Below are 24,752 nucleotides of genomic sequence, written 5' to 3' on the forward strand. Positions count from 1 at the left end.
CGATCCGGCACAATGGGCACTATCCCCAACGACAGATCGCGCCATGAACGAACACTACATCGGCTTCAACCCGCAACCGAACGGCCGTCAGGCATCGTTGCCGGCACGCATCATCGCCTTCCTGATCAGCGCTGCGCTGCTCGTGCTCGGCGTGATGTTCTCGGTCGTCGCGCTGGCCATCGCAGCGGTGATCGCGGTGGCGCTGGCCGGCTGGTTCTGGTGGAAGACGCGGGCACTGCGCAAGGCGATGCGCGACGCCGCAAGCGAGCGCGGGCAGCCCTCGGCGGAAAGCCCCGGCCGCCCGGCAAGTGCAGCCGATCCCGCCGTGATCGAGGGCGAATTCGTCAGAGAAAGCGACGATTCGCCCGGTCGACCGCGCTGATCAGCGCATTTTCGGGTTGAGCGAACCCCGGTTGTAATCCTTGTCGCCCGGCATCACGTAGCGCCCGAAACCGCCGATCACCAGCCCTTGCGATTCGACCGGCCGGGTCTTGTTTTCCGGGAATTCGGCCGCCACCTTCTGCGCCTCGGCGGCTTTTGCGGCATCGACGTATTCCCAGCGGCCGTTGGGGAAAAGTCGCACTTTCTGACCGTCGAGCGTCGTCGCATCCAGCGGCGTGCGGTCGAGATCGGCGGCCAGCGCCGGCGCGGCGGCCAGCGCAGCGATCAACAGCAGGCGTTTCACAGCTTGCCCTCCACCCAGGCCTGAACCGAAGCCAGCGCCGCCGGCAGGTTTTCCGGCTGCGTGCCGCCGGCCTGCGCCATGTCCGGACGCCCGCCGCCCTTGCCACCGACCTGCTGGGCGACCATGTTGACCAGTTCGCCGGCCTTGACCTTGGCGGTCAGGTCGGCGGTGACGCCGGCGATCAGCGTCACCTTGCCGTCGGCCACCGAAGCGAGCAGGATCGCCGCCGACTTCAGCTTGTCCTTGAGCTTGTCCATGGTCTCGCGCAGCGTCGCCACGTCGGCGCCTTCCAGCGTTGCCGCCAGGACTTTCGCCCCCTTGACCTCGACCGCGCCGGCAGCCAGGTCGTCGCCCTGCGCGGCGGCCAGCTTGGACTTCAGGCGGGCCAGTTCCTTTTCCAGCGAACGGACGTTGTCGAGCATGCCGGCGATGCGCTCGGCGATGTCGTCCGGCTGCGTCTTGAGCAGCGCCGAGATGCCGGCGACGCGCGTCGCCTGCTCCTGCACCCAGGCCAGCGCGTTGGTACCTGTAATTGCCTCGACGCGACGCACGCCGGCGGCGACGCCGGCTTCCGAGACGATCTTGAACAGGCCGATATCGCCGCTGCGGCTCACGTGCGTGCCGCCGCACAGTTCCTTGGAAGAACCGATGGCGACGACGCGCACTTCATCGCCGTACTTCTCGCCGAAGAGCATCATCGCGCCCGACTTCTGGGCGTCTTCGAGCCCCATCACCCGGCTGTCGGTAGCGGCGTTGGCAAGAATCTCGGCATTGACGATTTCCTCGACCTCGCGCAGCTCTTCCGCGGTCAACGGCGAATTATGGGCAAAATCGAAACGGGTCTTGTCCGGATCGACCTGCGAACCCTTCTGCTGGACGTGGGCGCCGAGCACTTCGCGCAGCGCCTTGTGCATCAGGTGGGTGACCGAATGGTTGCGGGCAGTGGCGGCGCGGGCGACGGCATCGACGCGGGCAGCCACTTCCTGGCCGACGGCCAGCTTGCCGGTCTTGAGGATGCCGTGGTGGCCGAACACCGCAGCCTGGATCTTCAGCGTGTCCTCGACCGCGAAGATGCCGCCGACGCCCTTGAGCTCGCCGCGGTCGCCGCACTGGCCGCCGGATTCGGCGTAGAACGGGGTGTGGTCGAGAACGACGACACCGAGGTCGCCCTCGTGCAGTTCATCGACCGCTGCGCCATCCTTGTACAGCGCCAGCACCTTGCCCTTGGCTTCAAGCGATTCGTAGCCGTGGAAGGTCGTTTCGGCGCCGGCATATTCGAGGTTGGCGGCCATCTTGAACTTGCCGGCGGCACGCGCCTGCTCCTTCTGGCGGGCCATCGCGGCGTCGAAGGCGGCGGCGTCGACGGTGACGTTGCGCTCGCGGCAGATGTCGGCGGTCAGGTCGAGCGGGAAGCCGTAGGTGTCGTGCAGCTTGAACGCGGTTTCGCCGTCGAACACCGTGACGCCCTTGTCGGCCATCGCGGCCAGTTCGCCTTCGAGGATTTCCATGCCGTTCTCGATGGTCGCAAAGAAGCGGTCTTCTTCCTGCTTCAGCGTGGCGACGATCTTGGCCTGGTTTTCCTTGAGTTCCGGATAGGCTTCGCCCATCTCGCCGACCAGGTCGGGGACGATGCGATGAAAGAAGGCAGCGCGGGCGCCGAGCTTGTAGCCGTGGCGGATGGCGCGGCGGATGATGCGGCGCAGCACGTAGCCGCGGCCTTCGTTACCGGGAATGACGCCGTCGGCGATCAGGAAGGCGCAGGCGCGGATGTGGTCGGCGAGCACCTTGAGCGACGGCGAGTTCATGTCGGCGTCGCTGGTTTCGCGGGCGGCAGCGGCGATCAGCACCTGGAACAGGTCGATCTCGTAGTTGGCATGCACGCCCTGCAGCACGGCGGAGATGCGCTCCAGGCCCATGCCGGTGTCGACGGACGGCTTGGGCAGCGGATGCATCACGCCGGCCTCATCGCGGTTGAACTGCATGAAGACGTTGTTCCAGATTTCGATGAAGCGGTCGCCGTCTTCCTCCGGCGATCCCGGAGGGCCGCCCCAGTGCTGCGGACCGTGGTCGTAGAAGATTTCGGTGCAGGGGCCGCAGGGGCCGGTGTCGCCCATCATCCAGAAGTTGTCGGAAGCGTAGCGGGCGCCCTTGTTGTCGCCGATGCGCACGATCTTGTCGGCAGGCACGCCGACTTCCTTGTGCCAGATGTCGTAGGCCTCGTCGTCCTCGGCATAGACCGTGACCATCAGCTTGTCCTTGGGCAGCTTGTAGACCTCGGTCAGCAGTTCCCAGGCGTAGGTGATCGCGTCGCGCTTGAAGTAGTCGCCGAAGCTGAAGTTGCCCAGCATCTCGAAGAAGGTGTGGTGGCGCGCCGTATAGCCGACATTTTCCAGGTCGTTGTGCTTGCCGCCGGCGCGCACGCACTTCTGCGAGGTGGTGGCGCGCGTGTAGGGCCGCTTGTCGAAGCCGAGGAAAACGTCCTTGAACTGGTTCATGCCGGCGTTGGTAAACAGCAGCGTCGGATCGTCGTGCGGCACAAGAGACGACGAAGCGACGATCTGGTGGCCCTTGGCGGCGAAGAAGTCGAGGAATTTCTGGCGGATTTCGGCGCTTTTCATGAAGGATCAGCCCGGCGGGCTCGAAGAATACGGAACCCGTGATTTTAAAAGAAAAACCCACCATCAGGCGGGTTTGTGCCGCGGAGGCCGTGCGCCAATTCAACCGCGCCTGCGGTCAACCCGGCCGTTATGGTTGAAATCGTGCTGGCGGTCATGCTTCTGCCGGTCGATACGACGGCTCTGGACGTTCTGCGCTTCGTGCAGACGGAGGCGTTCCTGACGGGTAACGACGCCATCGGACTTGGCCCGGGCTTCCATGTTGTCAACATGCTGCTGACCACGCTCCAGGCGGTTGGCTTCCGGTGCGGTCAAGCTGCCGGAAGCGACGCCCTGTTCGATACGTTGCTCCTGATGGATGCTGCGCTGATCGACGCGCGGCGTTTCCTGGGCCATGACCAGGCCGTGCATCAACAGGGAAAGGGAAAGCGCGACGGCGTGTTTCACGGTATTGCTGGACATTTTCGGTCTCCTGGATCGCTGGCAAATCGCCTGAAAGCGATTAAAGCGCGACCGGCCAGCGAAATCACCCCTCGGGATGCAAGCTTTTGTAAGCGGAGATGTCCGCCGGAAACACCCCGGAAACAATTCGGGCCGGGAAACCTCCCGGCCCGACATTCAATCCCTGACTTGCGCAACGATCAGAACGGTTGCGACTTCTTCAGCAGGGGTTGGGCAGCCAGCACGGCATTGCCCCGGGTCACGGCGGTATCCAGCGCAGCCTTCGCCGGCTTCTTGTCGCCCCAGACAGCCTCCAGTTCCTCGTCGGCGATCAGGCGAACCCGATCGACATCGGCCACCCGCAGCGACGGCGCGAAACCGTTGCCCTGCAGCGACTGATAGGCGGCTTCCAGCGCCTGGTTGCCGTCCTTCAGCAAACGGCTGCGAACCGCCGCGCGCGCGGCGTCGGTCAGCGGCAGGCCACCGTAGGTGCGTACCAGTTCAATCTGGATTTCCGGGCTGAGCAGGAAATCGACGAACTTGGCAGCCGCCTTGTATTCGGCGGCCGACTTGCCGGCACCGACCCACAGCGACGGGCCGTCGGCCAGCGAACCCTTGCGACCGCCGTAGACGTCGTCGTGATAGGGCAACGGGGCCACGCCCAGTTCAACGCCCTTGGCATCTTCAAAATCGGCGTACTCGCGGGAATCGGTCGAAATGATCGCGCACTCGCCGGCGCGGAACTTTTCGCTGGCTTCACCCAGTCGACCGTAGAGCTTGAAATAGTTGGCCTTGGCCCACGTTGCCATCATCGCGACATGCTTGACCTGCGGCAGCGCATTGAAGATCAAGCCGCCCTTGGCGTCGGTGGCCGGCACGCCGGAAATCGCACTGACGTTGTCGATGTGCACCCAGACCGGCCACGACGAGGTGTAGGGGCAGGCATAACCGGCATCCTGCAACTTGTCGAGCATGCCCTGCATCTCGAACCAGGTCTTCGGCGCCTTTTCCGGATCCAGGCCAGCCTTGCGGAAAGCATTGCGGTTGTAGAAGAGCACCGGCGTCGAATAAAGCACCGGCAGGGCAACCAGACGACCGCGACCATCGATGACACCCGCTTTCAGTTGCGGCGCCAGGTTCAGCTTGAGCGGCGAACCGGCCTTCTGCATCATCGCATGGAGCGGCACGAAGCTCTTGCCCTGACTGAGCACATCGCTCGTCTCATAACGGCTGAACAGGTTCAGGGTGGCCGGCGCAGCCCCTTTTTCAAGGCGCACCAGCTTGATGGCGCTGCCGGTATCCCGCTGGTAACGCTCGACCATCGCCTGCAGCCTGGCTTCGTTGGCCGGACTCAGGTTATGGGCCAGGGTCGGCTCGACGGTTGCAGCAACGCTTTCCTTCTTGGGCGATGCCTTGGCCGGAGCCTTGGCCGCCAGCGCGGCCGTCGACGAGAAGGCCACACTGACGCAGGCGGCCACGAGGAAAGGACGGAATCGGTACATTTGCGACTTCACGGCGATGAGAAAGCGCGGATTATACGCTTGGCGGCCGACGCGAATTTCGACAGCCATGTTTCAAATATGGCAGAATCGCCACCATCATGATCAAGCGCCTACCGATCGCCCTTCTCGCCCTTGCCACGCTCGCCGGCTGTGACCAGGTCACGGCCCGACTGGGGCTGGAAAACCCGGCGGCCAAGGAAGCCAAGCAGGAAGACGAAGGCAAGGCCGTCGGCAGTGCCTGCCGCCAGTCCGGCCGGGCCATCGAGGATTGTTATTCGATCTACAGCTGGCTGCCCAAGGCGAGCATCTTCGCCGGCTGGCGCGAGATGGACGAATACATGCGCGACAACAAGATCGAAACGATCGTCCCGCAACTGCCGCCCCCGGAACCGCCCAGTTCGGTCCGCGGCAAGAAGAAAAAGGTCGCACCGCCAAGCGAAAGCGAAACGGAAGGCAAACCTGACCAGGAAAAGCCGGCCGGACAGCGCGAGGAAAGCGCCGAAAAACCGGCCGAGCCGGCGGCCAAGCATTGACCGCCACGGATCAGCGCAGACGAACCTCCCCACGATGAAACGCCCTCCGTTCCTCGACGGGATTCGCGGCAAGCTGATCCTGATCTTCGTCCTGATCAAGGTCGTCCCGCTATTGCTGCTGGCATGGTTCGCCTGGCATGCCGCGCAAAGCCTCGGCGACGACGTCTCGGACAAGGCCGGTGGCATGGCCGATGCCACGCTCGAGACCATCCAGTCCATCGGCAAGACCGTTACCGACGACTCGATCCGCGCATTGGACCTGCGTTCGCGCGAGGCCATCGAGGCGCTGACCACCGACACCGCGCGCAAGATCGCCGACTTTCTCTACGACCGGGACGCCGACATCCTGCAGGCCAGCCATGTCGAGCCCAGCGAAGGCGCTTACCGGCGTTTCCTGAGCGAGCGCAAACGCGCGCTCTTCCAGCACGGCACCTGGCGCCTGGCCGAGGATGGAAAATCCTGGGAGCCGGAAAAGGAACACGCCGAAGAAGCCCTGGTCACCCGCCCGATCCTGCCGGACAACGCCAAGGACTTTCATGCCCGGCCGCCCGAATACCTCGGCGAAAAGTCGATGCGTCCGCTATTCGTCGAAATGACCTACGTCGACCTCGACGGCAACGAAAAGATCAAGGTGACCACCGGCGACCTGACGCAAAAATCGCTGAAAAACGTCGTCGACCGCAACAACACCTTCGTCCGCGCCGAAACCTACTTCACCGAACTGAAAAAACTCAAACCCGGCGAAATCTATGTCTCCGACGTGATCGGCGCCTATGTCCCGACCGATGTCATCGGCCCCTATCTGCCGACCGCGCTGGAAAAGGCCGGCAAACCCTTCCATCCCGAGCAATCGGCCTATGCCGGCACCGAAAACCCGGTCGGCAGGCATTTTCGCGGCATCGTCCGCTGGGCGACGCCGGTCGTCGCCAATGGCCGGATCACCGGCTACGTGACACTGGCCCTCGACCACGACCACATCCGCCAGTTTTCCGACCGCCTGATGCCCACCGAGGATCGCTACACGCCGATCGCCGATGCGATCAATGGCAACTATGCCTTCCTCTGGGATTACAAGAGCCGCTCGATCTCGCACCCGCGCGACTACATGATCGTCGGCTACGACCCGGCGACCGGCCACCCCGCCACCCCGTGGATGGACACCGAGCTTTACGCGGAATGGCAGGCCAGCGGCAAGCCTTCCCACGAATTCCTGGCCACCGTTCCGCCGTTCCGCGACCAGAAGCTGGCACGCAAGCCGGCCAAGGAACTGATCAAGGCCGGCACGCTGGGACTGGATTGCCGCTACCTGAATTTCTCGCCGCAGTGCGACGGCTGGAATGCGGTCACCGAGCACGGCGGCTCCGGTTCCTTCGTGATCTTCTTTTCCGGTCTCTGGAAACTCACCACGGCCGCAGCCATCCCCTATCACACCGGACAGTACGGCGCCACGCCACAGGGCTTCGGCTTCGTGACGATCGGCGCCAACGTGGACGACTTTCACAAAGCGGCCACCGACACCGCCACCAAGATCAACCGCCTGATCGCCCTCAAGGATCTCGAGTTCAAGGCGCAGCGCCAGGACCTGCTCGACGGCATCGAACAGAGCCTGACGACGACAGCCGTCGGCCTGTGGACCTCGACGCTGCTGATGATCGCCGTCGTCATCGGCATCGCGATCTGGATGGCCAACCTGCTGACCGGCCGCATCACCTCGATGATCGGCGGCATCCGGAAATTCCGCGAAGGCCGGCTGGATCACCGCCTCGAGGTCACATCGCGAGACGAGATGGGTGAACTGACACGCTCCTTCAATGCCATGGCCGACTCGGTCGAGGAATCGTTCAAGCGGCTCGACGAAGCCCGCGAAAAGGCCGAGCAGGCCAGCCATGCAAAATCCGCCTTCCTGGCGACCGTATCGCACGAATTGCGGACGCCGCTGAACGGCATCCTGGGCTTTTCCGAACTGCTCAAGTCCGATCTCACCGATCCGAGCCATCAGGAATACGCCCGCATCATCCAGCAGAGTGGCGAACACCTGCTGAACCTGGTCAGCGAGATTCTCGATCTGACCAAGATCGAAGCCGGTGAGATGACCTACAACCGCATCGACGTGGACCTGCGCAGCTTCCTCGATGAAACATCCGCCGTCTATCGCAGCGCCGCCGAAGCCAAGGGACTGCCGCTGCGCCTGCTCCTCGACGATGCACTGCCGACGACGCTCCATACCGATCCGACACGTCTGCGCCAGATCCTGAACAATCTGCTGAGCAACGCGATCAAGTTCACGATTGCCGGCGAAATCGAACTCAAGGCCTTCCCGGTCGACGACATGATCGCCTTTGCCGTACGCGACACCGGCCCGGGCATCGCGCCGGAGTTCCATGAAACGGTGTTCGAAAAATTCAAGCAACTGGAGCATTTCCTGACCCGCGAACACGGCGGCACCGGCCTGGGGCTGTCGCTGGTCCGGCAATTGGCGGAGAATATGGGCGGTCGCGTGACGCTGGATTCCACCCCCGGCGCCGGCGCGACATTCACCGTATTCCTGCCCGTGGAGCAAGCCCATGAATGATTGCCTGGCCCTGGTTGTCGACGACCATCCGACCAATCGCATTCTGGCAACCGCATTGCTCGGAAAACTGGGCTGGACGGCGAGCGAGGCCGAAACCGGGGAACAGGCCCTGGCCCTGGCGGCGACCCGGCCGTTCCGCTTCGTCCTGCTCGACATCAGCATGCCCGGCGCCTCGGGCGAGGACATCTACCCCGAACTGCGCGCCCGCCTGGGGGCCGACGCACGCATCGTCGCCTACACCGCCCATGCCTTTCCCGAAGAACGGCAGCGCTTCCTGAGCGCCGGTTTCGACGACATCCTGGTCAAACCGATCAGCCGGCAGCAGCTCCAGGAAGTCCTGCCCGCCTGAACGGCGGCCACCCGATGCCGATTCCCCGCAAGCCTTTCCGACGCCACGCCGGCCGCCTGGCCATTGGCCTTTTTGCGCTACCGCTGCTGGTCCTGCTGATCATTGGCGCCGCCACCGAGTTCGCGGTGCACGAACTGGACCGCCGTACGCAGAGCGAGCTTCGCCAGGAAACCCTGCGCAAGGCGACCGCCATTCGCGCCGTACTCGAATCCGAGCTGAACGCCACCGCCTTCCTGGCCAACGGGATCGAGTCCTACGTCGTCGCCCGCCGGGGCCAGGTTAACGCGCATGAAATCGAAGCCATGCTGCACCTGCTTTACCAGCGCGGCCGCTATTTCCGCAACCTCGGCATCGCCCCGGACAACCGCTTGCAGTACGTCTTCCCCAAGGCAGGAAACGAAAAGGCCATCGGCGTCGATTACGCACAGATTCCGACCCAGTGGCCCGCAGTACGGCAGGTCATCGAGGAGGGCAAGGGGCGCCTGGCCGGCCCGGTCAACCTGCTGCAGGGCGGTACCGGGCTGATCTACCGTACCCCGATCTTCATCGACGGCGCCTACTGGGGCCTGATCAGCACGGTGATCGATTACGACAAGCTGATGAGCGCCATCACGCCGTTGCTGGTCGACAAGGATGTCCGCATGGCATTGCGCGGGCGCGACGGCGACGGCCACGGCGCCGACGGCGAAGTCTTCTTCGGCGACGGAGAACTGTTCTCTGCGGACACCCCCCGGCTGTCGATCGGCATCCCGGGAGGAAGCTGGGAAATGACCGTCGCCACCAACCAGCCGACCACCGAGCGCCATCTCGCCGCCCGCCTCGGCGGATGGCTGGTCGGCCTGTTGCTCGCCGGGCTGACGCTGGCCCTGATGCGCGCACTGCTCGACCGCACGCGCCTGGCCGACGACCTGGCCGGCCATCGCGACGAACTCGAGGCCACGGTCGCCCAACGCACCGGCGAGCTCCGGCAGGCCAAGGAGATTGCCGAAGGCGCCAGCCGGGCAAAAAGCGCTTTCATCGCCAACATGAGCCACGAAATCCGCACGCCGATGAATGCGATCATCGGCCTGACCCATCTGCTGCGCCGCGACCTGCCGCGACCGGAACAGGCCGAGCGCCTGGACAAGATCACCGCCGCGGCGGAACACCTGTCGGGCATTCTGAACGACATCCTCGACTACTCGAAGATGGAAGCGGAAAAAGTCCAGCTTTCTGCGGTCGACTTCCCGCGCGACAAGATTTCCGGCGGGCTGTCTTCGATGTTCGGGGAACAGGCCAGGCAGAAGGGCGTCGAGCTGAGCATCGACCTGTCGCGCCTGCCCGAGTTCCTGCACGGCGATGCAATGCGCCTGATGCAGGTGCTGTACAACCTGGTCGGCAATGCACTCAAGTTCACCGAACGCGGCCGCATCGCCGTCGGCGCCGAAGCACTCGGCGAGGACCGCTACCGTTTTTCGGTCAGCGACACCGGCATCGGCATGACCGAGGAACAGCTGACGCGCATCTTCGAACCTTTCGAACAGGCCGACAATTCGACCACCCGGCGCTTCGGCGGCACCGGTCTCGGCCTGGCCATCAGCCGACGCCTGGTCGAACTGATGGGCGGCGACATGAGCGTGGACAGCGCTCCCGGTCAGGGCAGCCGCTTCCACTTCTCCACCGTGCTGCCGGCGGCCGACAGCAAGGAAATGACCGCCACGCCGGAAAACGGGCTCGAGGCGGAGCGGCTCATCCTGGCACGACACCGCGGCAAATCGCTGCTGCTGGCCGAAGACAACCCGATCAACCGCGAAGTCGCCCTCGAACTGCTGGAAAGCGCCGGCCTGATCGTGACCACCGCCAACGATGGGCTCGAAGCCGTCGAACTGGCCGCCGACAACCGCTACGACCTGATCCTGCTCGACATCCAGATGCCCAGGCTCGACGGCACCGAAGCGGCCCGAAGCATCCGGCGCCAACCGGCGAACGTCGGCGTGCCGATCATCGCGATGACGGCCAACGTCGGCCCCGAGGAGCGCGCCAGCTGTGCGCTGGCCGGCATGGACGACCACCTGGCCAAGCCGGTCGACCCGGATCGCCTGTTCATCACGCTGCTGCACTGGCTGGATCGCAGAAGCTGAACCGGAGTCCGGCGAGGGGGTATAATGCCGGCCCATGTCCGACATCAACCCTGCAGCCGATCCCGCGATCGGCGCCCCGGCGGCCGAAGCCGCCCCCGAAACCACCTTTGCCGACCTCGGCCTCGCGCCTGAACTGCTACGCGCCCTGAACGACATGGGCTACAGCAAGCCGACGCCGATCCAGGCCCAGGCGATCCCGCTCGTCATCAGCGGCAAGGACATCATGGGCGGCGCCCAGACCGGTACCGGCAAGACCGCCGCGTTCACGCTGCCCATTCTGCAGCGCATCCTGCCCTTCGCCAGCAGCAGCCCGTCGCCGGCAAAGCACCCGGTACGCGCCCTGATCCTGGCCCCGACACGCGAACTGGCGATGCAGGTGTTCGAATCGGTCAAGGCCTACAGCAAGCACACGCCGATCCGCGCCCTGTGCGCCTACGGCGGCGTCGACATCAAGCCGCAGATCGCCGAACTGAAGAAGGGCGTCGAAATCCTCGTCGCCACGCCGGGACGCCTGCTCGACCATGTCGAATCGAAGAGCGTCAGCTTCAACTCGGTACAGGCGCTGGTCCTCGACGAAGCCGACCGCATGCTCGACATGGGCTTCATCCCCGACGTCACCCGCATCCTCAAGATGCTGCCGGCGCAACGGCAGAGCCTGCTCTTCTCGGCCACCTTCTCGGAAGAGATCAAGAAGCTCGCCGACACCATGCTGCAGTCGCCGGTGCTGGTCGAAGTCGCCCGCCGCAACCAGGTTTCCGAGACCATCACGCACCGCGTGCACCCGGTTTCCGAATACGGCAAGCGCGGCCTGCTGATCAAGCTGCTGAAATCCGGCGACATCCGCCAGTGCATCGTCTTCATGCGCACCAAGCAGGGTTGCTCGCGCCTGACCCGCGAACTGCAGCGCGCCGGCATCAAGGCCGACGCGATTCACGGCGACAAGAGCCAGCTGGAACGTATCAAGGCACTGGAATCCTTCAAAGGCGGCGAAACCGACGCCCTGATCGCCACCGATGTCGCCGCCCGCGGCCTCGACGTGGACGACCTGCCCTACGTCATCAACTACGAACTGCCGCATACGCCGGAAGACTACGTGCACCGCATCGGCCGCACCGGCCGGGCCGGCAAGTCGGGCAACGCCATCTCGCTGGTCAGTGCGCACGAAGTCGGCTATCTGGTCGATATCGAGAAGCTGATCAAGCGCCCGATCGAACAGGTCGAGGTGGCCGGTTTCGAACCGGAACCCGAATACGAATACCCGCCGGGCAACAAGAAGAAACGCCCGGCCGCGCCGGCCAAGGCGCCGCTGGCGCACAAGCCGGAACGTCAGGAACGCCACGACCGCCGGCCCAAGCGCAATCCGATGATTGCCGCCGACGGATTCGATTTCAGCAAGCCTTACGAAGCCGTCGACTCGCCGCGCGGCGAGGTACCGGATTCGCCGATGCCCGGCGTCAAGCCGGATCCGCACAAGCCGAAACGTATCGTCGCCGCGCTGCTGGGCGGACTGGGCCGCAAGGACTGAGGTTTTTTCGCCGGCTCAGCGTGTCGACCGCGGCACGAAGCCGGCCGGCGGTTTTGGCTTGGGCACCTCGATTTCGACCAGCCGCACGATGGCCAGCGACAGATTGTCGCCACTGCCCCCCGCCCGGGCACGCGCCAGTTCGATGAGCTTCTGACAGGCAAGACGCGCCGAATTGCCGGCCACGATGGCGCCCATCTCGGCATCCTCGAAATAGGCCCAGACCCCGTCGGAGCAAAGCACAAAGCTGTCGCCCGCGGCCAGCCGGGTTTCGGCAAAATCGAAACGCGGCTCGTCCTGGCCACCGAGCGAAGTCAGCAACACATTGCGATGCGGATGCACCGCGGCCTGCGCCGCAGTGATCTTGCCGCTGGCCAGCAAATGTTCGACCAGCGAGTGGTCGACCGTATGCGTCACCGGCGTGCCATTGCGGAAATGATAGAGCCGGCTGTCGCCACAATGCCCCCAGCTGGCCAGGCCCGGCTGCAGCAGCAGCATGACGCCGGTGCTGTGCGGATCCATTTCGTTCATGAACCGCGAAGCCTTGATCATCGTATGCGCCTCGCGCATGCTGTTTTCCAGCAGCCAGCGGCCGCTTTCGTCGCCGGGCGCGAAATGCTCGAAATTGGTCTTGGCCGTGTGCAGCACCTGCTCGGCCGCCAGCGCGCCGCCGGTATGACCGCCCATACCGTCGGCGACGACCGCCAGCGCAACGCCCTTCTTGCGGGGATGCGGCAGGATGGCGACCCGATCCTGTTGTTCGCGGCGATCGCCTTGATGCTGGGCGACGCACGCGTCGACGGCTAAAGCCATTCTTCCTCCTCTGTATCCGGGGAGGTTATCACGAAAGGCGGAGCCGCCGGGAATCAGGCGGCGCTGTTGTAGCGCTCGAGCACGACGTCGACGAACTCGGGCAGTGCGTCGTCGTTCAGGCCGATTTCCGGCAGTGCCGCGGCGCGGGCGGCCGGCCATTCCGGATTCGGCTGGCGTTGGGCGCGGGCGTGGATTTCCTGGGCCAGCGCCAGGATGGCCACCAGGCTGCGCGCTTCGTGCTCGCCCAATTCGGCCATTGCGTACTGGTAGCGGATCGCGGCGCAAATGAATTCCGGCAGGTGCCAGTGCCGGGCGACCAGATAGCCGACCACTGCGTGATCGGTATTGAACTTGCGGTCTTCCTCGCGCCAGTCGGTCCAGTGCCCCGGCACGCCCAGGCGCATTTCCTGGCAATAGGTCGGGAAACGCTGCAGCAACAGCGGCACGCCGCAAGCGTGGAAGATACCGGCCAGATAAGCCTGATCCGGGAAGACGTTGCAAACCGCGATACGCTCGTCGGCGATCAGCATCGCCAGATGCCCCACCGCCTGCGAACGCGCCCAGAACGCTTCGTACACCTGCCATTCCTTGCGCACGCTGAGCGCCGAGCTCAACGACACGGCCAGGGCCAGGTTCAGCGTCTGATCGACGCCGACGGCATGGATGATGCGCTCGACGGAATCGAAAGGCTGATGCGCCCGATACGCCGCGTTGCCAACCACCTTGAACAGCATGGCGGCGAGCCCCGGATCGCGCTGGATGGTCTCCGCCAACAGGCGTACATCGAGCCGGCGTTGCGCCACCAGCTTGCGCAATTCCTGAATCACCCGCGGCTGCGGCGGAATCTTCACGCCGCCTTCCAGCACCCGGCGCACGCGCGCGGCATTTTCCTCGTCCAACGTCCCGATCAGTTCGAGCAGCGATCCGCTGCGCTTCATGACAATGCCTCGTCGATCAATTCGATCCAGTGGCGGACCGGCGTCGCAACGCCGGCCTGCAGATGTGTCAGACAACCGATGTTGGCGGTGGCGATCCGTTCGGGCGCCCCCGCGTTCAGTGCGGTCAACTTGTTGTCGCGCAGCTTTTTCGCCAGCGCCGGCTGCAACAGCGCGTAGGTGCCGGCCGAGCCGCAGCACAGGTGAGCCTCGGCCACCGGCGTCAGCGTGTAGCCGGCGGCCTGCAGCAGCGGCTCGACGACGCCGCGGATCTTCAGCCCATGCTGCAGTGTACACGGAGAATGGAAAGCCAGCCGCCCGCGTTCGGCCGGGACCAGCAATTCGCCCAGGCGGGCGGCCTCGCCGGCGACGACTTCGGAGGGATCGCGGCACAGCGCGCTGATCGTTTGCGCCCTGGCGGCGTAGTCGGCATCGTCGGCGAGCAGGTGGCCGTAGTCGCGGACCTCGACGCCGCAGCCGGAGGCGGTGACGACAATCGCCTCGACCCCGGCTGCGACATGCGGCCACCAGGCGTCGATGTTGCGCCGGATGTCGTCGCGGGCCGCTGCCGGATCGTCGAGATGCTGGCGCACCGCGCCGCAACAGCCGGCCTTCTTTTCCTCGAACAAGGCGATGCCGAGACGGTCGAGCACGCGCGCCGTCGCCGCGTTGATGTTCGGCGCCAGCGACGGCTGGACGCAGCCGGCCAGCGCCAGCATGCGCCGCGGGTGGCGGTCGTTTTCCGGCCACGGCCGGCGCTCGGCGACTGGCGGCAGCTTGTCGGCGAGCGCCGACGGCAGCAGCGGCTTGAGCGCGCGACCGAGCGCCACCGCCGGCCCGAACAGCGCCGGTCGCGGCAGCACCGCCTTGAGCAGGGCGCGCGGCAGGGCCTCACGGAGCGGCCGCTGCAGCTTGGCCGCGACGACCTGGCGGCCGATGTCGAGCAGATGACCGTAGTCGACGCCGGACGGACAGGTCGTCTCGCAGGCACGACAGGTCAGGCAGCGGTCGAGGTGCAGGCGGGTCCTCGCCGTCACCGGCTGGCCTTCGAGCACCTGCTTGATCAGGTAGATGCGGCCGCGCGGCCCGTCGAGCTCGTCGCCGAGCAGCTGGTAGGTCGGGCAGGTGGCGGTGCAGAAGCCGCAATGCACGCACTTGCCGAGGATCTCGGCGGCGACCTGGCCGGCGCGCGTGGCGCGGTATTCGTCGGTGAGCCGGCTATCCATCAGAACTCCGCGTAAAGTCGGCCGGGGTTGAGGATGCCGGCCGGATCGAAGACCTTCTTCAGCCGCCGGTGCAGCGCAAGCAGCGCCGGCGCCAGCGGTGTGAACGGATCGACGCGGCAGCGCAGCGATTCCGGCGCCCGGTACAGCGTCGCGTGGCCGCCGGCCGCCGTCGCCGCGGCGCGGATGGTCGCCGCGTCGATGTCGCCGGCGTACCAGCGCAACGCGCCGCCCCATTCGATCGCGGCCAGGCCGTCGACCGCCAGGGCCGGCGCCGTCGATGGCAACGCGACGCGCCACAGCGGCGTCGCGGCGAAGGCCGGATGCGTCTGCTCACGGACCGAAATCCAGGTTTTTTCGGCGTCGACCGTCAACTCGCCGCCCAGCCGCCGGCGCGCCGCATCGACCGCTGCCGCCGCCCCCGACAGGCGCAGCAGCAAACGTCCGTCGTGCCAGAACGCCGCCGACAGCGGCAACGGCTGCGCGCCCCAGTCGTTCAGGCGGCGCACCGCCTCGTCGGCGGCGCAGGCGAAGGCCAGCGTCGTCTCGGCGACCGGTTTCGGCAGCACCTTCAGCGTCGCCTCGGCAATCGCGCCGAGCGTGCCCAGGCTGCCGGCGATCAGCCGCGAGACGTCGTAGCCGGCGACGTTCTTCATCACCCGGCCGCCGAAGTCGAGGACCTGGCCGCGGCCATCGACCAGCGTCACGCCGAGCACGAAATCGCGCACCGCGCCCGCCTGCATCCGGCGCGGCCCGGCCAGCCCGGCGGCCAGGCAGCCGCCGAGCGTGGCCCCGGTTTTTGCCGAAATATCACGGTCGACCGTCAGATTCGCCGAAAAATGCGGCGGCTCGAAGGCCAGCATCTGGCCATGCTCGGCCAGCGTCGCCTCGATCTCGGCGAGCGGCGTGCCGCATTTCGCGGTCAGGTAAAGCTCGGTCGGCTCGTAGGCGACGATGCCGCGATGGCCGCTCAGGTCGAGCACCTCGCCGGCCAGCAGACCGCCGTAGAAATCCTTGCTGCCGGCACCGCGCAGGCGCAGCGGCGTGCGTCCGGCGTGGGCGGCGCGGATCGCCGCGACGATCTCGTCCCGCGTCATCAGAAGCGCTCCAGGTCGGGGAACTTGAGTTCGCCGCGATGCACGTGCATGCGCCCGTATTCGGCGCAGCGGTGCAGGCTGGGAACCGCCTTCTCCGGGTTGAGCAGGCGTTTGTCGTCGAAGGCCGCCTTGACCGCGTGGAAGGTTTCCAGCTCGGGCGTCGCGTACTGCACGCACATCTGCTTGATCTTCTCGATGCCGACGCCGTGCTCGCCGGTGATCGAACCGCCGAGCGCCACCGACAGCTCGAGGATCTCGGCGCCGAAGGCTTCGGCTTTCTCCCAGTCGCCGGGCAGCGACATGTCGTACATGATCAGCGGATGCAGGTTGCCGTCGCCGGCGTGGAAGACGTTGGCGCAGCGCAGGCCGTATTTCCGCTCCATCGCGGCGATGGCCGCCAGCATCTCGGCCAGGCGCTTGCGCGGAATGGTGCCGTCCATGCAGTAGTAGTCCGGCGTGATCCGGCCGACCGCCGGAAACGCCGCCTTGCGCCCGGCCCAGAAGCGCAGGCGCTCGGCTTCCGACTGCGACACACGCAGGTCGCGCGCGCCGCTGGCCGTCAGTACGGCACGCACGCGGGCGATTTCCTCGGCGACTTCCTCGGGCGTGCCGTCCGACTCGCAGAGCAGGATGGCCGCCGCGTCGAGGTCGTAGCCGGCCTTGACGAAGGGCTCGACGGCGGCTGTCGCCGGCTTGTCCATCATCTCCAGCCCGGCCGGGATGATGCCGGCGGCGATGATCGCGGCGACCGCGTCGCCGGCCTTGGCGACGTCGTCGAAGGAGGCCATCACCACCTGCGCCAGCTCCGGTTTCGGCACCAGCTTCACCGTCACTTCGGTAACCACGCCGAGCAGCCCCTCGGAGCCGATGCACAGCGCCAACAGGTCGTAGCCGGGCGCATCCGGCGCGGCGCTACCGATCTCGAAAATCTCACCCTCGATGCTGACCATGCGGATGCGCAGCACGTTATGCACGGTCAGCCCGTACTTCAGGCAATGCACGCCACCCGAGTTCTCGGCGACGTTGCCGCCGATGGTGCAGGCGATCTGCGACGAGGGATCGGGCGCGTAGTAGAGGCCGTAGGGCGCCGCCGCTTCCGAGACGGCGAGGTTACGCACGCCGGGCTGGACGACGGCGGTGCGGCTGTCACGGTCGACCGCCAGAATCCGGTTGAAACGGGCCAGCGACAGGACCACACCCGCGGCGTGCGGCATCGCCCCACCGGACAGGCCGGTGCCGGCGCCACGCGCGACCACCGGCACGCCGAGCTGGTGGCAGGTACGCAGCACATCGACCACCTGGCCCTCGTTTTCCGGCAGGCAGACGGCCAGCGGCATTTCCCGGTAAGCGGTCAGCCCGTCGCATTCGTAGGGACGCAGGTCCTCGTCCTCGACCAGCAGGCAATGCGTCGGCAGCACTTGGCGCAGACGGCGAAGCAGGGTGGCGCGATCCGCCACGACGGGGGATTCGGAAGACATGCGGCACATTCTAAACGCCGGCTTCCGTTGTCGTCAGCCGGGAAAACCATACCCCGGCGGCTACGAAATTTAACCTTGTCACAAAAACCCGCGACCTATAATCGCCCGACCGTCGCGCCAGACGACCGGAATCAAGGAGAACCGCATGCCTTACTGGAACGAGCCGGCCAACCGCGCCCTGCTCGGCCGCCTGCTGACGGCACTGAACGCCCGCCTGAAGGACGCCCCGCCCGACGACACGTTCATGGTGGAAAACATCAACGTTGCCTGGTCGCACATCAAGGATTGCCTGGCCGAGGCCATCAACTGCGGCGACGAATCGCGCTGCCGGACGATGATCCGGCAACTGGCCGACAGCGACACGCCCTTCCTGCTGTTTGCCCACCAGTTCGGCATCCTGCGCAACCTGCTGGTCAAGGAAGCCCTGGAAACCGGCGACATCGCGCTGGCCCGCCAGGCGATCACGCTGTTCGAGATGATGGAGGAGAACTTTGCCGCCACCTATCTCGAGGTCTTCCTGAATCGGCTGGGCACCCGCAACCACCTGCGGCTCGGGCACATCCGCTCGCTCAGCGACAAGAACATCCTGACCTATTTCGAAAGCCATCTCGAATGGATCGCCCGGCTGGTCGAAGCCGTCGCCCGCCGGCAGACCGGCGCACTGCCGGAGCTGGACCCGAATGCCTGCCAGTTCGGCGGCTGGCTGAACGGCGACGGCGGCCGACTGATCCGCGACCGCAGCCACATCGCGCAGATCCGCCAACTGCACGAATCGATGCACAACGTGGTCGGCGAAGTCGGCAACCTGCTCGAGCACGAACGGGCCAGCGGCCCGATCTACGCGCTCCTGAAGAAAGCGGAAACTTTCTCGCTCGAACTCGGCAACGAAATCTCGCTGCTCAACAGCGTGATCATCATGAGCGTCTACAACAAGGATCCGCTGACCGGTTTCCTGAACCGCCGCTTTCTCGACCGCGTGCTGATCAACCAGCTGGAAATCGCCAAGGCCACCGAAGTGCCGTTCAGCGTGATCATGTTCGACCTCGACCACTTCAAGCGGCTCAACGACGAACACGGTCACCAGACCGGCGACCGGGCGCTCGAACACATCGCCGCCATCGTCCGCGACACCTTGCGCCAGTCGGACCTGATCTTCCGTTTCGGCGGCGAGGAATTCCTGCTCATCGCACCGTCGACCGCGCTATTGCCCGCCCGCGCGCTGGCCGAACGCCTGCGCGAGCGGATCGCCGCCACACCGCTGCCGAGCGCCCCGCAGGTATCGCTGAGCGCCAGTTTCGGCGTCATCGAAGTCTCGCCGGACAGCTACCAGGTGGTCGATGCCCGCCAGGTGCACGACGTCATCGCCGATTGCGACGCCCACCTTTACGCGGCCAAGCACGCCGGCCGCAACCGCGTCGTCTGACGCCGCCGGCCATCAGACGACCAGGATCGCCCGGAAGTCGTTGACGTTGGTCAGCGTCGGCCCGGTGACCAGCAGATCGCCGGTCCCGGCAAAAAAGCCCCAGGCATCGTGGGCGGCCAGGGCGGCCGGCAGCTCCAGACCGGCCAGCCGGCCGCGCTGACGGGTGCCGGCATCGACGAAGGCCCCGGCATTGTCCTCGCTGCCGTCGATGCCGTCGGTGTCGGCCGCCAGCGCGTAAATTCCTGGCGCACCATCGAGCGCCAGCGCCAAGCCGAGCAGGAATTCGCTATTGCGGCCGCCACGACCGCCGGCCGTCCCGAGCGTGACCGTCGTCTCGCCGCCGGACAGCAGCACGCAGGGCTTTTTTGCCGGAAAACCATGTCGACCGCAGGATTGGGCGATCCCGGCGAGCAATTTCCCGACTTCGCGCGCCTCGCCCTCCAGCGCGTCACCGAGGATCAGCGGCGCAACCCCCAGCCGGCGCGCTTCGGCCGCCGCGGCCTCGAGCATCTGGCGCGGCGAGGCGACCAGCCGGAAGTCGCTGCCGGCCAGCCGCGGATCGCCCGGTTTCGGCGTCTCCAGTTCACCACCGGCCAAGCGTTCGCGTAGCGCCGGATCGAGCGCAATGCGGTAGGCATCCAGCACCGCCAACGCATCGGCGGCCGTCCCGGGATCGCCGACCGTCGGGCCGGAAGCGATGACCGCCGGATCGTCGCCGGGCACATCGGAAATCGCCAGCGTCAGCACCGGCGCCGGCCAGGCGGCAGCGGCCAGCCGACCGCCCTTGATCGCCGACAGGTGCTTGCGCACGCAGTTGATCTCGGCAATGCTCGCGCCGCTGGCCAGCAGGGCGGAGGTGAGCGCCCGCTTCTGCGCCAGCGTCACGCCCGCGGCGGGCGCCGCCAGCAATGCCGAGCCGCCGCCGGAGATCAATGCCAGTACGCGGTCGGCCGCGGTCAACCCGTGCAACAGCCCGAGCATGCGTCCGGCCGCCGCTTCGCCGGCGGCATCCGGCACCGGATGCGCGGCCTCGACGATCGTGATGCGCTCGCACGGCACACCGTGCCCGTAACGGGTCACGACCAGCCCGGTCAACGGCCCCGGCCAATGCATTTCCACCGCCCGCGCCATGGCCGCCGAAGCCTTGCCGGCGCCGATCACGATCAGCCGGCCGCCCGGCCCCGGCGGTTCGAGTCCGGCCAGCGCCGGCGGCACGCAGCGCGCCGGGTCGGCCGCCGCCAGCGCGGCATCGAACAACTGCCGAAGCAGCCGGCGCGGATTATCGAAGTCAGTACTCACTGGCGCATCCATGACAGGCCCTCCTCGCTACCGGCCAGCGGTTTGTACTCGCAACCGACCCAGCCGGTATAGCCCAGCCGGTCGAGCAGCGCGAACAGGAAGGGATAGTGGATTTCGCCGCTGCCCGGCTCATGGCGGCCGGGGTTGTCGGCGATCTGCACATGGCCGATGCGGCTCAGGTTGTCGCTCAGCGTGCGCGCCAGATCGCCCTGGATGATCTGCGCGTGATAGAGGTCGAGTTGCACGCCGACATTGCTGCGGTCAACCTCGGCGCACAGCGAAAAAGCCTTGGCGACATCGTCCAGCCAGTAACCGGGCATGTCGATGCGGCTGTTGATCGGTTCGATCAGCACCGTGGCGCCGATCCCGGCGAAGCGCTCGGCGGCATGGCGCAGGTTGGCGACATAGGTGGCGCGCAGTTCGGCTTCGGCTATCCCGGCCGGACGCAGCCCGGCCATGCAATGGACGCGCCGGCAGCCGAGCGCTTCGGCGTAGGCCAGCGCCGTTTCCACCCCTGCGGCGAATTCGGCCCGACGCTGCGGCAGACAGGCCAGACCGCGTTCGCCGGCCGCCCAGTCGCCCGGCGGCAGGTTGAACAGCACCTGCTCGACGCCGGCGGCACGCAACCAGCCGGCAATGTCCGCAGCCGGCCAGTCGTAGGGAAACAGATATTCGACACCGGCAAAACCGGCGGCGGCAGCACGCGCGAAACGCGCCGGGAAAGGCGCGTCGGTAAACAAAAAACTCAGGTTGGCGGCGAACTTCGGCATGGCGGCGACGGTCTGTGCTGGGGCGGAAAGTATAATGGCCCGCTCATCGAGGAGAGAACACCGTGACCCAGCCTGCAGAACGCAAGGGCAACCGCCTGTCGAAGATCGTCACCCGCACCGGCGACGCCGGCTCGACCGGCCTCGGCGACGGCAGCCGGACGACCAAGGACAGCCTGCGCATCGATGCCATCGGCGAAGTCGACGAACTCAACTCGATGCTCGGCGTGCTGCTCTGCGAAACGCTGCCCGACGCCGTGCGCGACGCCCTGCTCGGCATCCAGCACGACCTGTTCGACCTCGGCGGCGAACTCTGCCTGCCCGGCATGGCCGTCATTAAGGATGCCCAGGTCGAACGCATCGAAACGATCGCCGAAGCGTTCAATGCCGAATTGCCGATGCTCAAGGAATTCATCCTGCCCGGCGGCACCCGGCCGGCGGCCCTCGCCCATCTGGCACGCACCGTCTGCCGCCGCGCCGAACGGGCGATGGTTCGCCTGCACCATGCCGAGCCGCTGTCCGATGCCGCCCGCCGCTACATCAACCGGCTGTCCGACCTGCTGTTCATTTTCGGGCGCAGCCTGAACCGCAGCGGCGGCCAGGGTGACGTACTATGGCAGAAGGGCAAGAACGCTCACTGAGACTTGTCTGCCGAGGCCCGGCTTCGGATAATTGATCGACTGCAACCAGGACAGCCACGTGTACCGCGTCGTCACCACCTACCGCAATGGCAGCACCCGCCCCGTCGTCGAACGCGGGCCGTGGCACCCTTCGCGCAAAATTGCCGAAGACTGGGCCGAGACGCTGCGCGTGCACGGTTACGCGGTATCCGTCGAATCGCAGAGCGGCATGATCGACGTCGGCGGCGGCGTTGCGGGCGACGACAACGGCGACCTGATGAGCGCGCTGGCCAGCATGGCCTGAGGCGCTTCCCTCACCCCAAAGCGTAGTACCAGGCACGATGTCGACCTTCCGACATCGTTGTCTACTTTTATACACAACGCAGCAAAGAAGACAGCCAAGACACGCAAAAACCGCCATAAAAGCTGGCACAACGCTTGCTGACCCGAACATATCGTTATGTATTTTCATACATAACAAAACAAGGACCGTCGCCAAGGTCACAAAAAAGGGGATCAGCAACATGCAAACACCGGGGAATTCCATCTTCGCGCGCCGACGCCTGGCCGTCATGCTGGCCGGCGCACTGTCGTCGGGCCTGAGCCAGGCCGCCGACACGCTGCTCGACAGTATCGAAGTGACGGCCAGGGGAAATCCCGACGCCGAAATCGTCCAGCCCGACGCGTCGACCGCAGCCACGCTGTACAAGGTCGATCGCGAGGCTATGCGCCAGTTCGACACACCCGGCGGCAGCAATCCCTACACGGCGGTGGCCGAAGTGCCCGGCGTCAAGGTCACGACGCTCGACGCCTACGGTCTGAACAACTCGCAGGGCGGCCAGAAGGGCATGCGCGTGCGCGGCGAGGTGGTCACCCACGGCGCCTACGGCACCGTCGAAGGCCTGGCGCTCGGCGGGCCGGGCCCCGGCCCCGGCTATCTGTTCCTGTTCGACAAGGAAAACATCCGCCAGGTGGATATCGCCCAGGGACCGGTCAATGCCGACCGCGGCGGTCTGTTCAACAATTTCGGCTCGCTCGACACCAAGCTGCGCTGGCCGGAAGCCGTGGCCGGCGGTGAAATCGGCCTGGCCATGGGGCAATCCGACTTCCGGCGCGGTTTCGTGCGCGCCGACAGCGGACGCCTGGCCACCGGCAGCGCCTTCTTCGTTTCCGCCTCGAAAACGCAGGCCGAGAAATGGCGCGGCACCGGCGACGCCCCCGGCGACCGCAACAACGTCGAAATCGGCTTCAGCCAGGCGCTCGGCGCGCTCAAGATCAACCTGATCTACGCCAACAACCAGCAGAAACAGCACAGCTACCGCGGCCTGACCTACGCCGAGGCCTCGGACCTCGACCATTACCGCAATTTCGACTACAGCGACAATCGCCAGAGCGCCGACTACTACAACTACAACCGCCAGGAGTTCCGCAACCAGGCGCTGCTCGGCGAAATCAGCTACGCCTTCACGCCGGACACCGTGTTCACCTTCAAACCCTTCTACGCCCGCGAAGAAGGCAGCTACACCTATCAGGGCTCGGCGGCGACTCAGGTCATGCAGTGGCTGATCGACCACCAATCCTGGGGCGCCACCGGCGAGCTGCGGACCCGGCTGGCCGGCACCGAATTCAAGCTGGGTCACGCCTGGTCCACCTATGCGCCGCCGGGGCCGCCGACCAACCAGAAGATGTACAACGTCGCCAGCGGCGAGATGGTGTTCACCCGCTGGGCGCGCCTGTCGCGATTGACCGACCGCCACGAATTCCACAACACCTACCTGACCGCCCAGCACGAATTCGACGCCCTGACGCTGAGCGGCGGCATCCGCCATTTCCGCGAAACGCTGCCCGGCATCATCGCCTACAACGCGGCGGCGACGAACGGCGCCAGCTGGGACGTCTCGGCGGAAGAGGCCGCCGCCCGAGCCAGCGAGGACCCGACACGCAGCGTCGACGCCCGGACGCTGACCCGCTGGCTGCCCAACCTCGGCGCCAGCTACAAGCTCAACCTGGCCGTCGAACTGCGCGTGAATGTCGGGCGGACCGTCGGCAACCCGTCGCTCGACGTTTTCCAGAGCTCCGCCGCCAGCGTCGTCCGCCCCGGCTGGAACAGCATCGAGCCGGAACTGGCGACCGGTATCGACATCGGCGCCCGCATCCGCCTGAGCAACGCTTACCTCGATCCGACCTTCTACTACAGCCGGTCGAAGAACAAGGGCGTCTCGGTCTACGACCCGGCGCTCGGCCAGACCTACAGCCAGAACGTCGGCAAGACCGCCGCGCTGGGCTTCCAGTTGGCCGGCGGCTGGTCGCTCAGCCAGTCGCTGCAACTGGTCTCCGCCCTGTCGTACAGCCGCTCGACATTTACCGAGAACGTCCAGACCGCAGCCGGCACGACGCTCGACGTCGAGGGCAAGCAATTGCCCGACGTTCCGCGCTGGATGGGCAACGTCGGCGCCATCTGGCGCCACCAGGGCTTCACGGTATCGCCGATGGTCCAGTACGTCGGGCCGCGCTGGGTAACCAGCGACTACGCCTATCAGGTATCCGGCTACTGGGTCACCGACCTGACCGCCGGCTACGCGCAGAAGACCTCGTGGGGCCGCTGGTCGGCCACGGTCGGCGTGATGAACCTGTTCGACCGCGCCTACATCGGCCAGATCAGCGTCAGCGAAATCAGCACCGGCGCCGGCAACCGCGTGCTCTACCCGGGGGCGCCGCGTACCGTCTTTGCTGCGGTCAACCTCGGTTTTTAAGGAAA

The 24,752-nt window shown here is 66.1% G+C and carries 21 protein-coding genes; 10 read left to right on the forward strand and 11 right to left on the reverse strand.

The features are described 5' to 3' along the window. Positions 1-43 precede the first annotated feature (43 nt). Complete coding sequence (locus tag L0962_RS16845; protein ID WP_234087639.1) at positions 44-382, forward strand: hypothetical protein; 339 nt, start codon at positions 44-46, stop codon at positions 380-382. Here the strand turns inward: L0962_RS16845 and L0962_RS16850 are convergent, their stop codons facing one another. The 4 genes from L0962_RS16850 to L0962_RS16865 all read right to left on the reverse strand — a co-directional run bounded on the left by L0962_RS16850 (position 383) and on the right by L0962_RS16865 (position 5,243). Further along, a complete protein-coding gene (locus L0962_RS16850; protein ID WP_234087640.1) occupies positions 383-685 on the reverse strand; it encodes a hypothetical protein in 303 nt (100 codons plus the stop codon). Continuing rightward, positions 682-3,303, reverse strand: coding sequence for an alanine--tRNA ligase (gene alaS, locus L0962_RS16855; RefSeq protein WP_234087641.1), 2,622 nt, complete (start codon positions 3,301-3,303; stop codon positions 682-684). The genes L0962_RS16850 and alaS overlap by 4 nt, the downstream gene beginning before the upstream one ends. Before the next feature lie 99 nt (positions 3,304-3,402). Continuing rightward, on the reverse strand, positions 3,403-3,762 hold the full coding sequence (locus tag L0962_RS16860) for a hypothetical protein (RefSeq protein WP_234087643.1): 360 nt from the start codon (positions 3,760-3,762) through the stop codon (positions 3,403-3,405). Positions 3,763-3,941: 179 nt separating this feature from the next. After that, positions 3,942-5,243, reverse strand: a complete 1,302-nt coding sequence (locus L0962_RS16865; protein ID WP_234087645.1) for an extracellular solute-binding protein — start codon at positions 5,241-5,243, stop codon at positions 3,942-3,944. 98 nt (positions 5,244-5,341) lie between these two features. Between L0962_RS16865 and L0962_RS16870 the strand changes: the two genes are divergently transcribed. The 5 genes from L0962_RS16870 (at position 5,342) to L0962_RS16890 (ending at position 12,342) form a co-directional block, all read left to right on the forward strand. Beyond that, positions 5,342-5,776: a hypothetical protein gene (locus L0962_RS16870; protein ID WP_234087646.1), complete on the forward strand. Its 435-nt coding sequence runs from the start codon at positions 5,342-5,344 to the stop codon at positions 5,774-5,776. 34 nt (positions 5,777-5,810) lie between these two features. Further along, positions 5,811-8,348, forward strand: coding sequence for a HAMP domain-containing sensor histidine kinase (locus L0962_RS16875; RefSeq protein ID WP_234087647.1), 2,538 nt, complete (start codon positions 5,811-5,813; stop codon positions 8,346-8,348). After that, entirely contained in the window at positions 8,341-8,697 is a 357-nt protein-coding gene (locus L0962_RS16880) for a response regulator (RefSeq protein ID WP_234087648.1), read from the forward strand. Before L0962_RS16875 ends, L0962_RS16880 begins: the two co-directional genes overlap by 8 nt. A 14-nt stretch (positions 8,698-8,711) precedes the next feature. Continuing rightward, positions 8,712-10,817 carry an ATP-binding protein gene (locus L0962_RS16885; protein WP_234087649.1) on the forward strand — a complete coding sequence of 702 codons (2,106 nt, stop codon included), beginning with the start codon at positions 8,712-8,714 and terminating at the stop codon, positions 10,815-10,817. A gap of 154 nt (positions 10,818-10,971) precedes the next feature. Next, positions 10,972-12,342, forward strand: coding sequence for a DEAD/DEAH box helicase (locus tag L0962_RS16890; RefSeq protein WP_234087772.1), 1,371 nt, complete (start codon positions 10,972-10,974; stop codon positions 12,340-12,342). A 15-nt stretch (positions 12,343-12,357) separates the two neighbouring features. Here L0962_RS16890 and L0962_RS16895 read toward each other — a convergent pair whose 3' ends face one another. From L0962_RS16895 to L0962_RS16915, 5 genes are read right to left on the reverse strand one after another with little or no spacing between them, the layout of a single operon-like run. Then, positions 12,358-13,152: a PP2C family serine/threonine-protein phosphatase gene (locus L0962_RS16895; protein WP_234087650.1), complete on the reverse strand. Its 795-nt coding sequence runs from the start codon at positions 13,150-13,152 to the stop codon at positions 12,358-12,360. Between the two features lie 53 nt (positions 13,153-13,205). Further along, positions 13,206-14,090 carry an HDOD domain-containing protein gene (locus L0962_RS16900; protein ID WP_234087654.1) on the reverse strand — a complete coding sequence of 295 codons (885 nt, stop codon included), beginning with the start codon at positions 14,088-14,090 and terminating at the stop codon, positions 13,206-13,208. Then, positions 14,087-15,313, reverse strand: a complete 1,227-nt coding sequence (glcF, locus tag L0962_RS16905) for a glycolate oxidase subunit GlcF (RefSeq protein WP_234087656.1) — start codon at positions 15,311-15,313, stop codon at positions 14,087-14,089. The genes L0962_RS16900 and glcF overlap by 4 nt, the downstream gene beginning before the upstream one ends. After that, complete coding sequence (gene glcE, locus L0962_RS16910) at positions 15,313-16,407, reverse strand: glycolate oxidase subunit GlcE (protein WP_234087658.1); 1,095 nt, start codon at positions 16,405-16,407, stop codon at positions 15,313-15,315. Before glcE ends, glcF begins: the two co-directional genes overlap by 1 nt. Then, a complete protein-coding gene (locus L0962_RS16915; protein ID WP_234087660.1) occupies positions 16,407-17,885 on the reverse strand; it encodes an FAD-linked oxidase C-terminal domain-containing protein in 1,479 nt (492 codons plus the stop codon). Before L0962_RS16915 ends, glcE begins: the two co-directional genes overlap by 1 nt. Before the next feature lie 145 nt (positions 17,886-18,030). On the opposite strand from L0962_RS16915, the gene L0962_RS16920 reads away from it, so the two are divergent. Next, the gene (locus L0962_RS16920) at positions 18,031-19,308 is read left to right on the forward strand and encodes a diguanylate cyclase (RefSeq protein WP_234087662.1); all 1,278 of its coding nucleotides are present in this window, start codon (positions 18,031-18,033) and stop codon (positions 19,306-19,308) included. Between the two features lie 12 nt (positions 19,309-19,320). Here L0962_RS16920 and L0962_RS16925 read toward each other — a convergent pair whose 3' ends face one another. Beyond that, a complete protein-coding gene (locus L0962_RS16925; RefSeq protein WP_234087663.1) occupies positions 19,321-20,607 on the reverse strand; it encodes a glycerate kinase in 1,287 nt (428 codons plus the stop codon). After that, positions 20,604-21,377, reverse strand: coding sequence for a hydroxypyruvate isomerase (hyi, locus tag L0962_RS16930; protein ID WP_234087664.1), 774 nt, complete (start codon positions 21,375-21,377; stop codon positions 20,604-20,606). The genes L0962_RS16925 and hyi overlap by 4 nt, the downstream gene beginning before the upstream one ends. Positions 21,378-21,439: 62 nt before the next feature. On the opposite strand from hyi, the gene L0962_RS16935 reads away from it, so the two are divergent. From L0962_RS16935 to L0962_RS16945, 3 genes are all read left to right on the forward strand, one after another. Continuing rightward, positions 21,440-22,015 carry a cob(I)yrinic acid a,c-diamide adenosyltransferase gene (locus L0962_RS16935; RefSeq protein ID WP_234087665.1) on the forward strand — a complete coding sequence of 192 codons (576 nt, stop codon included), beginning with the start codon at positions 21,440-21,442 and terminating at the stop codon, positions 22,013-22,015. Between the two features lie 31 nt (positions 22,016-22,046). After that, the gene (locus L0962_RS16940) at positions 22,047-22,298 is read left to right on the forward strand and encodes an SUKH-3 domain-containing protein (RefSeq protein WP_234087666.1); all 252 of its coding nucleotides are present in this window, start codon (positions 22,047-22,049) and stop codon (positions 22,296-22,298) included. A gap of 220 nt (positions 22,299-22,518) precedes the next feature. After that, positions 22,519-24,747 (forward strand): TonB-dependent receptor, encoded by a 2,229-nt coding sequence (locus L0962_RS16945; RefSeq protein ID WP_234087667.1) that lies wholly within the window; start codon positions 22,519-22,521, stop codon positions 24,745-24,747. Positions 24,748-24,752: the final 5 nt, after the last annotated feature.

Source organism: Azonexus sp. R2A61 (assembly GCF_021401135.1).
Taxonomy (GTDB): domain Bacteria; phylum Pseudomonadota; class Gammaproteobacteria; order Burkholderiales; family Rhodocyclaceae; genus Azonexus.

Coding starts and splice junctions, on each gene's coding strand:
- L0962_RS16845 (WP_234087639.1), top strand. CDS start 44: ATGAACGAACACTACATCGGCTTCAACCCGCAACCGAACGGCCGTCAG.
- alaS (WP_234087641.1), bottom strand. CDS start 3,303: ATGAAAAGCGCCGAAATCCGCCAGAAATTCCTCGACTTCTTCGCCGCC.
- L0962_RS16860 (WP_234087643.1), bottom strand. CDS start 3,762: ATGTCCAGCAATACCGTGAAACACGCCGTCGCGCTTTCCCTTTCCCTG.
- L0962_RS16865 (WP_234087645.1), bottom strand. CDS start 5,243: ATGTACCGATTCCGTCCTTTCCTCGTGGCCGCCTGCGTCAGTGTGGCC.
- L0962_RS16870 (WP_234087646.1), top strand. CDS start 5,342: ATGATCAAGCGCCTACCGATCGCCCTTCTCGCCCTTGCCACGCTCGCC.
- L0962_RS16875 (WP_234087647.1), top strand. CDS start 5,811: ATGAAACGCCCTCCGTTCCTCGACGGGATTCGCGGCAAGCTGATCCTG.
- L0962_RS16880 (WP_234087648.1), top strand. CDS start 8,341: ATGAATGATTGCCTGGCCCTGGTTGTCGACGACCATCCGACCAATCGC.
- L0962_RS16885 (WP_234087649.1), top strand. CDS start 8,712: ATGCCGATTCCCCGCAAGCCTTTCCGACGCCACGCCGGCCGCCTGGCC.
- L0962_RS16890 (WP_234087772.1), top strand. CDS start 10,972: ATGGGCTACAGCAAGCCGACGCCGATCCAGGCCCAGGCGATCCCGCTC.
- L0962_RS16895 (WP_234087650.1), bottom strand. CDS start 13,152: ATGGCTTTAGCCGTCGACGCGTGCGTCGCCCAGCATCAAGGCGATCGC.
- L0962_RS16900 (WP_234087654.1), bottom strand. CDS start 14,090: ATGAAGCGCAGCGGATCGCTGCTCGAACTGATCGGGACGTTGGACGAG.
- glcF (WP_234087656.1), bottom strand. CDS start 15,313: ATGGATAGCCGGCTCACCGACGAATACCGCGCCACGCGCGCCGGCCAG.
- glcE (WP_234087658.1), bottom strand. CDS start 16,407: ATGACGCGGGACGAGATCGTCGCGGCGATCCGCGCCGCCCACGCCGGA.
- L0962_RS16915 (WP_234087660.1), bottom strand. CDS start 17,885: ATGTCTTCCGAATCCCCCGTCGTGGCGGATCGCGCCACCCTGCTTCGC.
- L0962_RS16920 (WP_234087662.1), top strand. CDS start 18,031: ATGCCTTACTGGAACGAGCCGGCCAACCGCGCCCTGCTCGGCCGCCTG.
- hyi (WP_234087664.1), bottom strand. CDS start 21,377: ATGCCGAAGTTCGCCGCCAACCTGAGTTTTTTGTTTACCGACGCGCCT.
- L0962_RS16945 (WP_234087667.1), top strand. CDS start 22,519: ATGCAAACACCGGGGAATTCCATCTTCGCGCGCCGACGCCTGGCCGTC.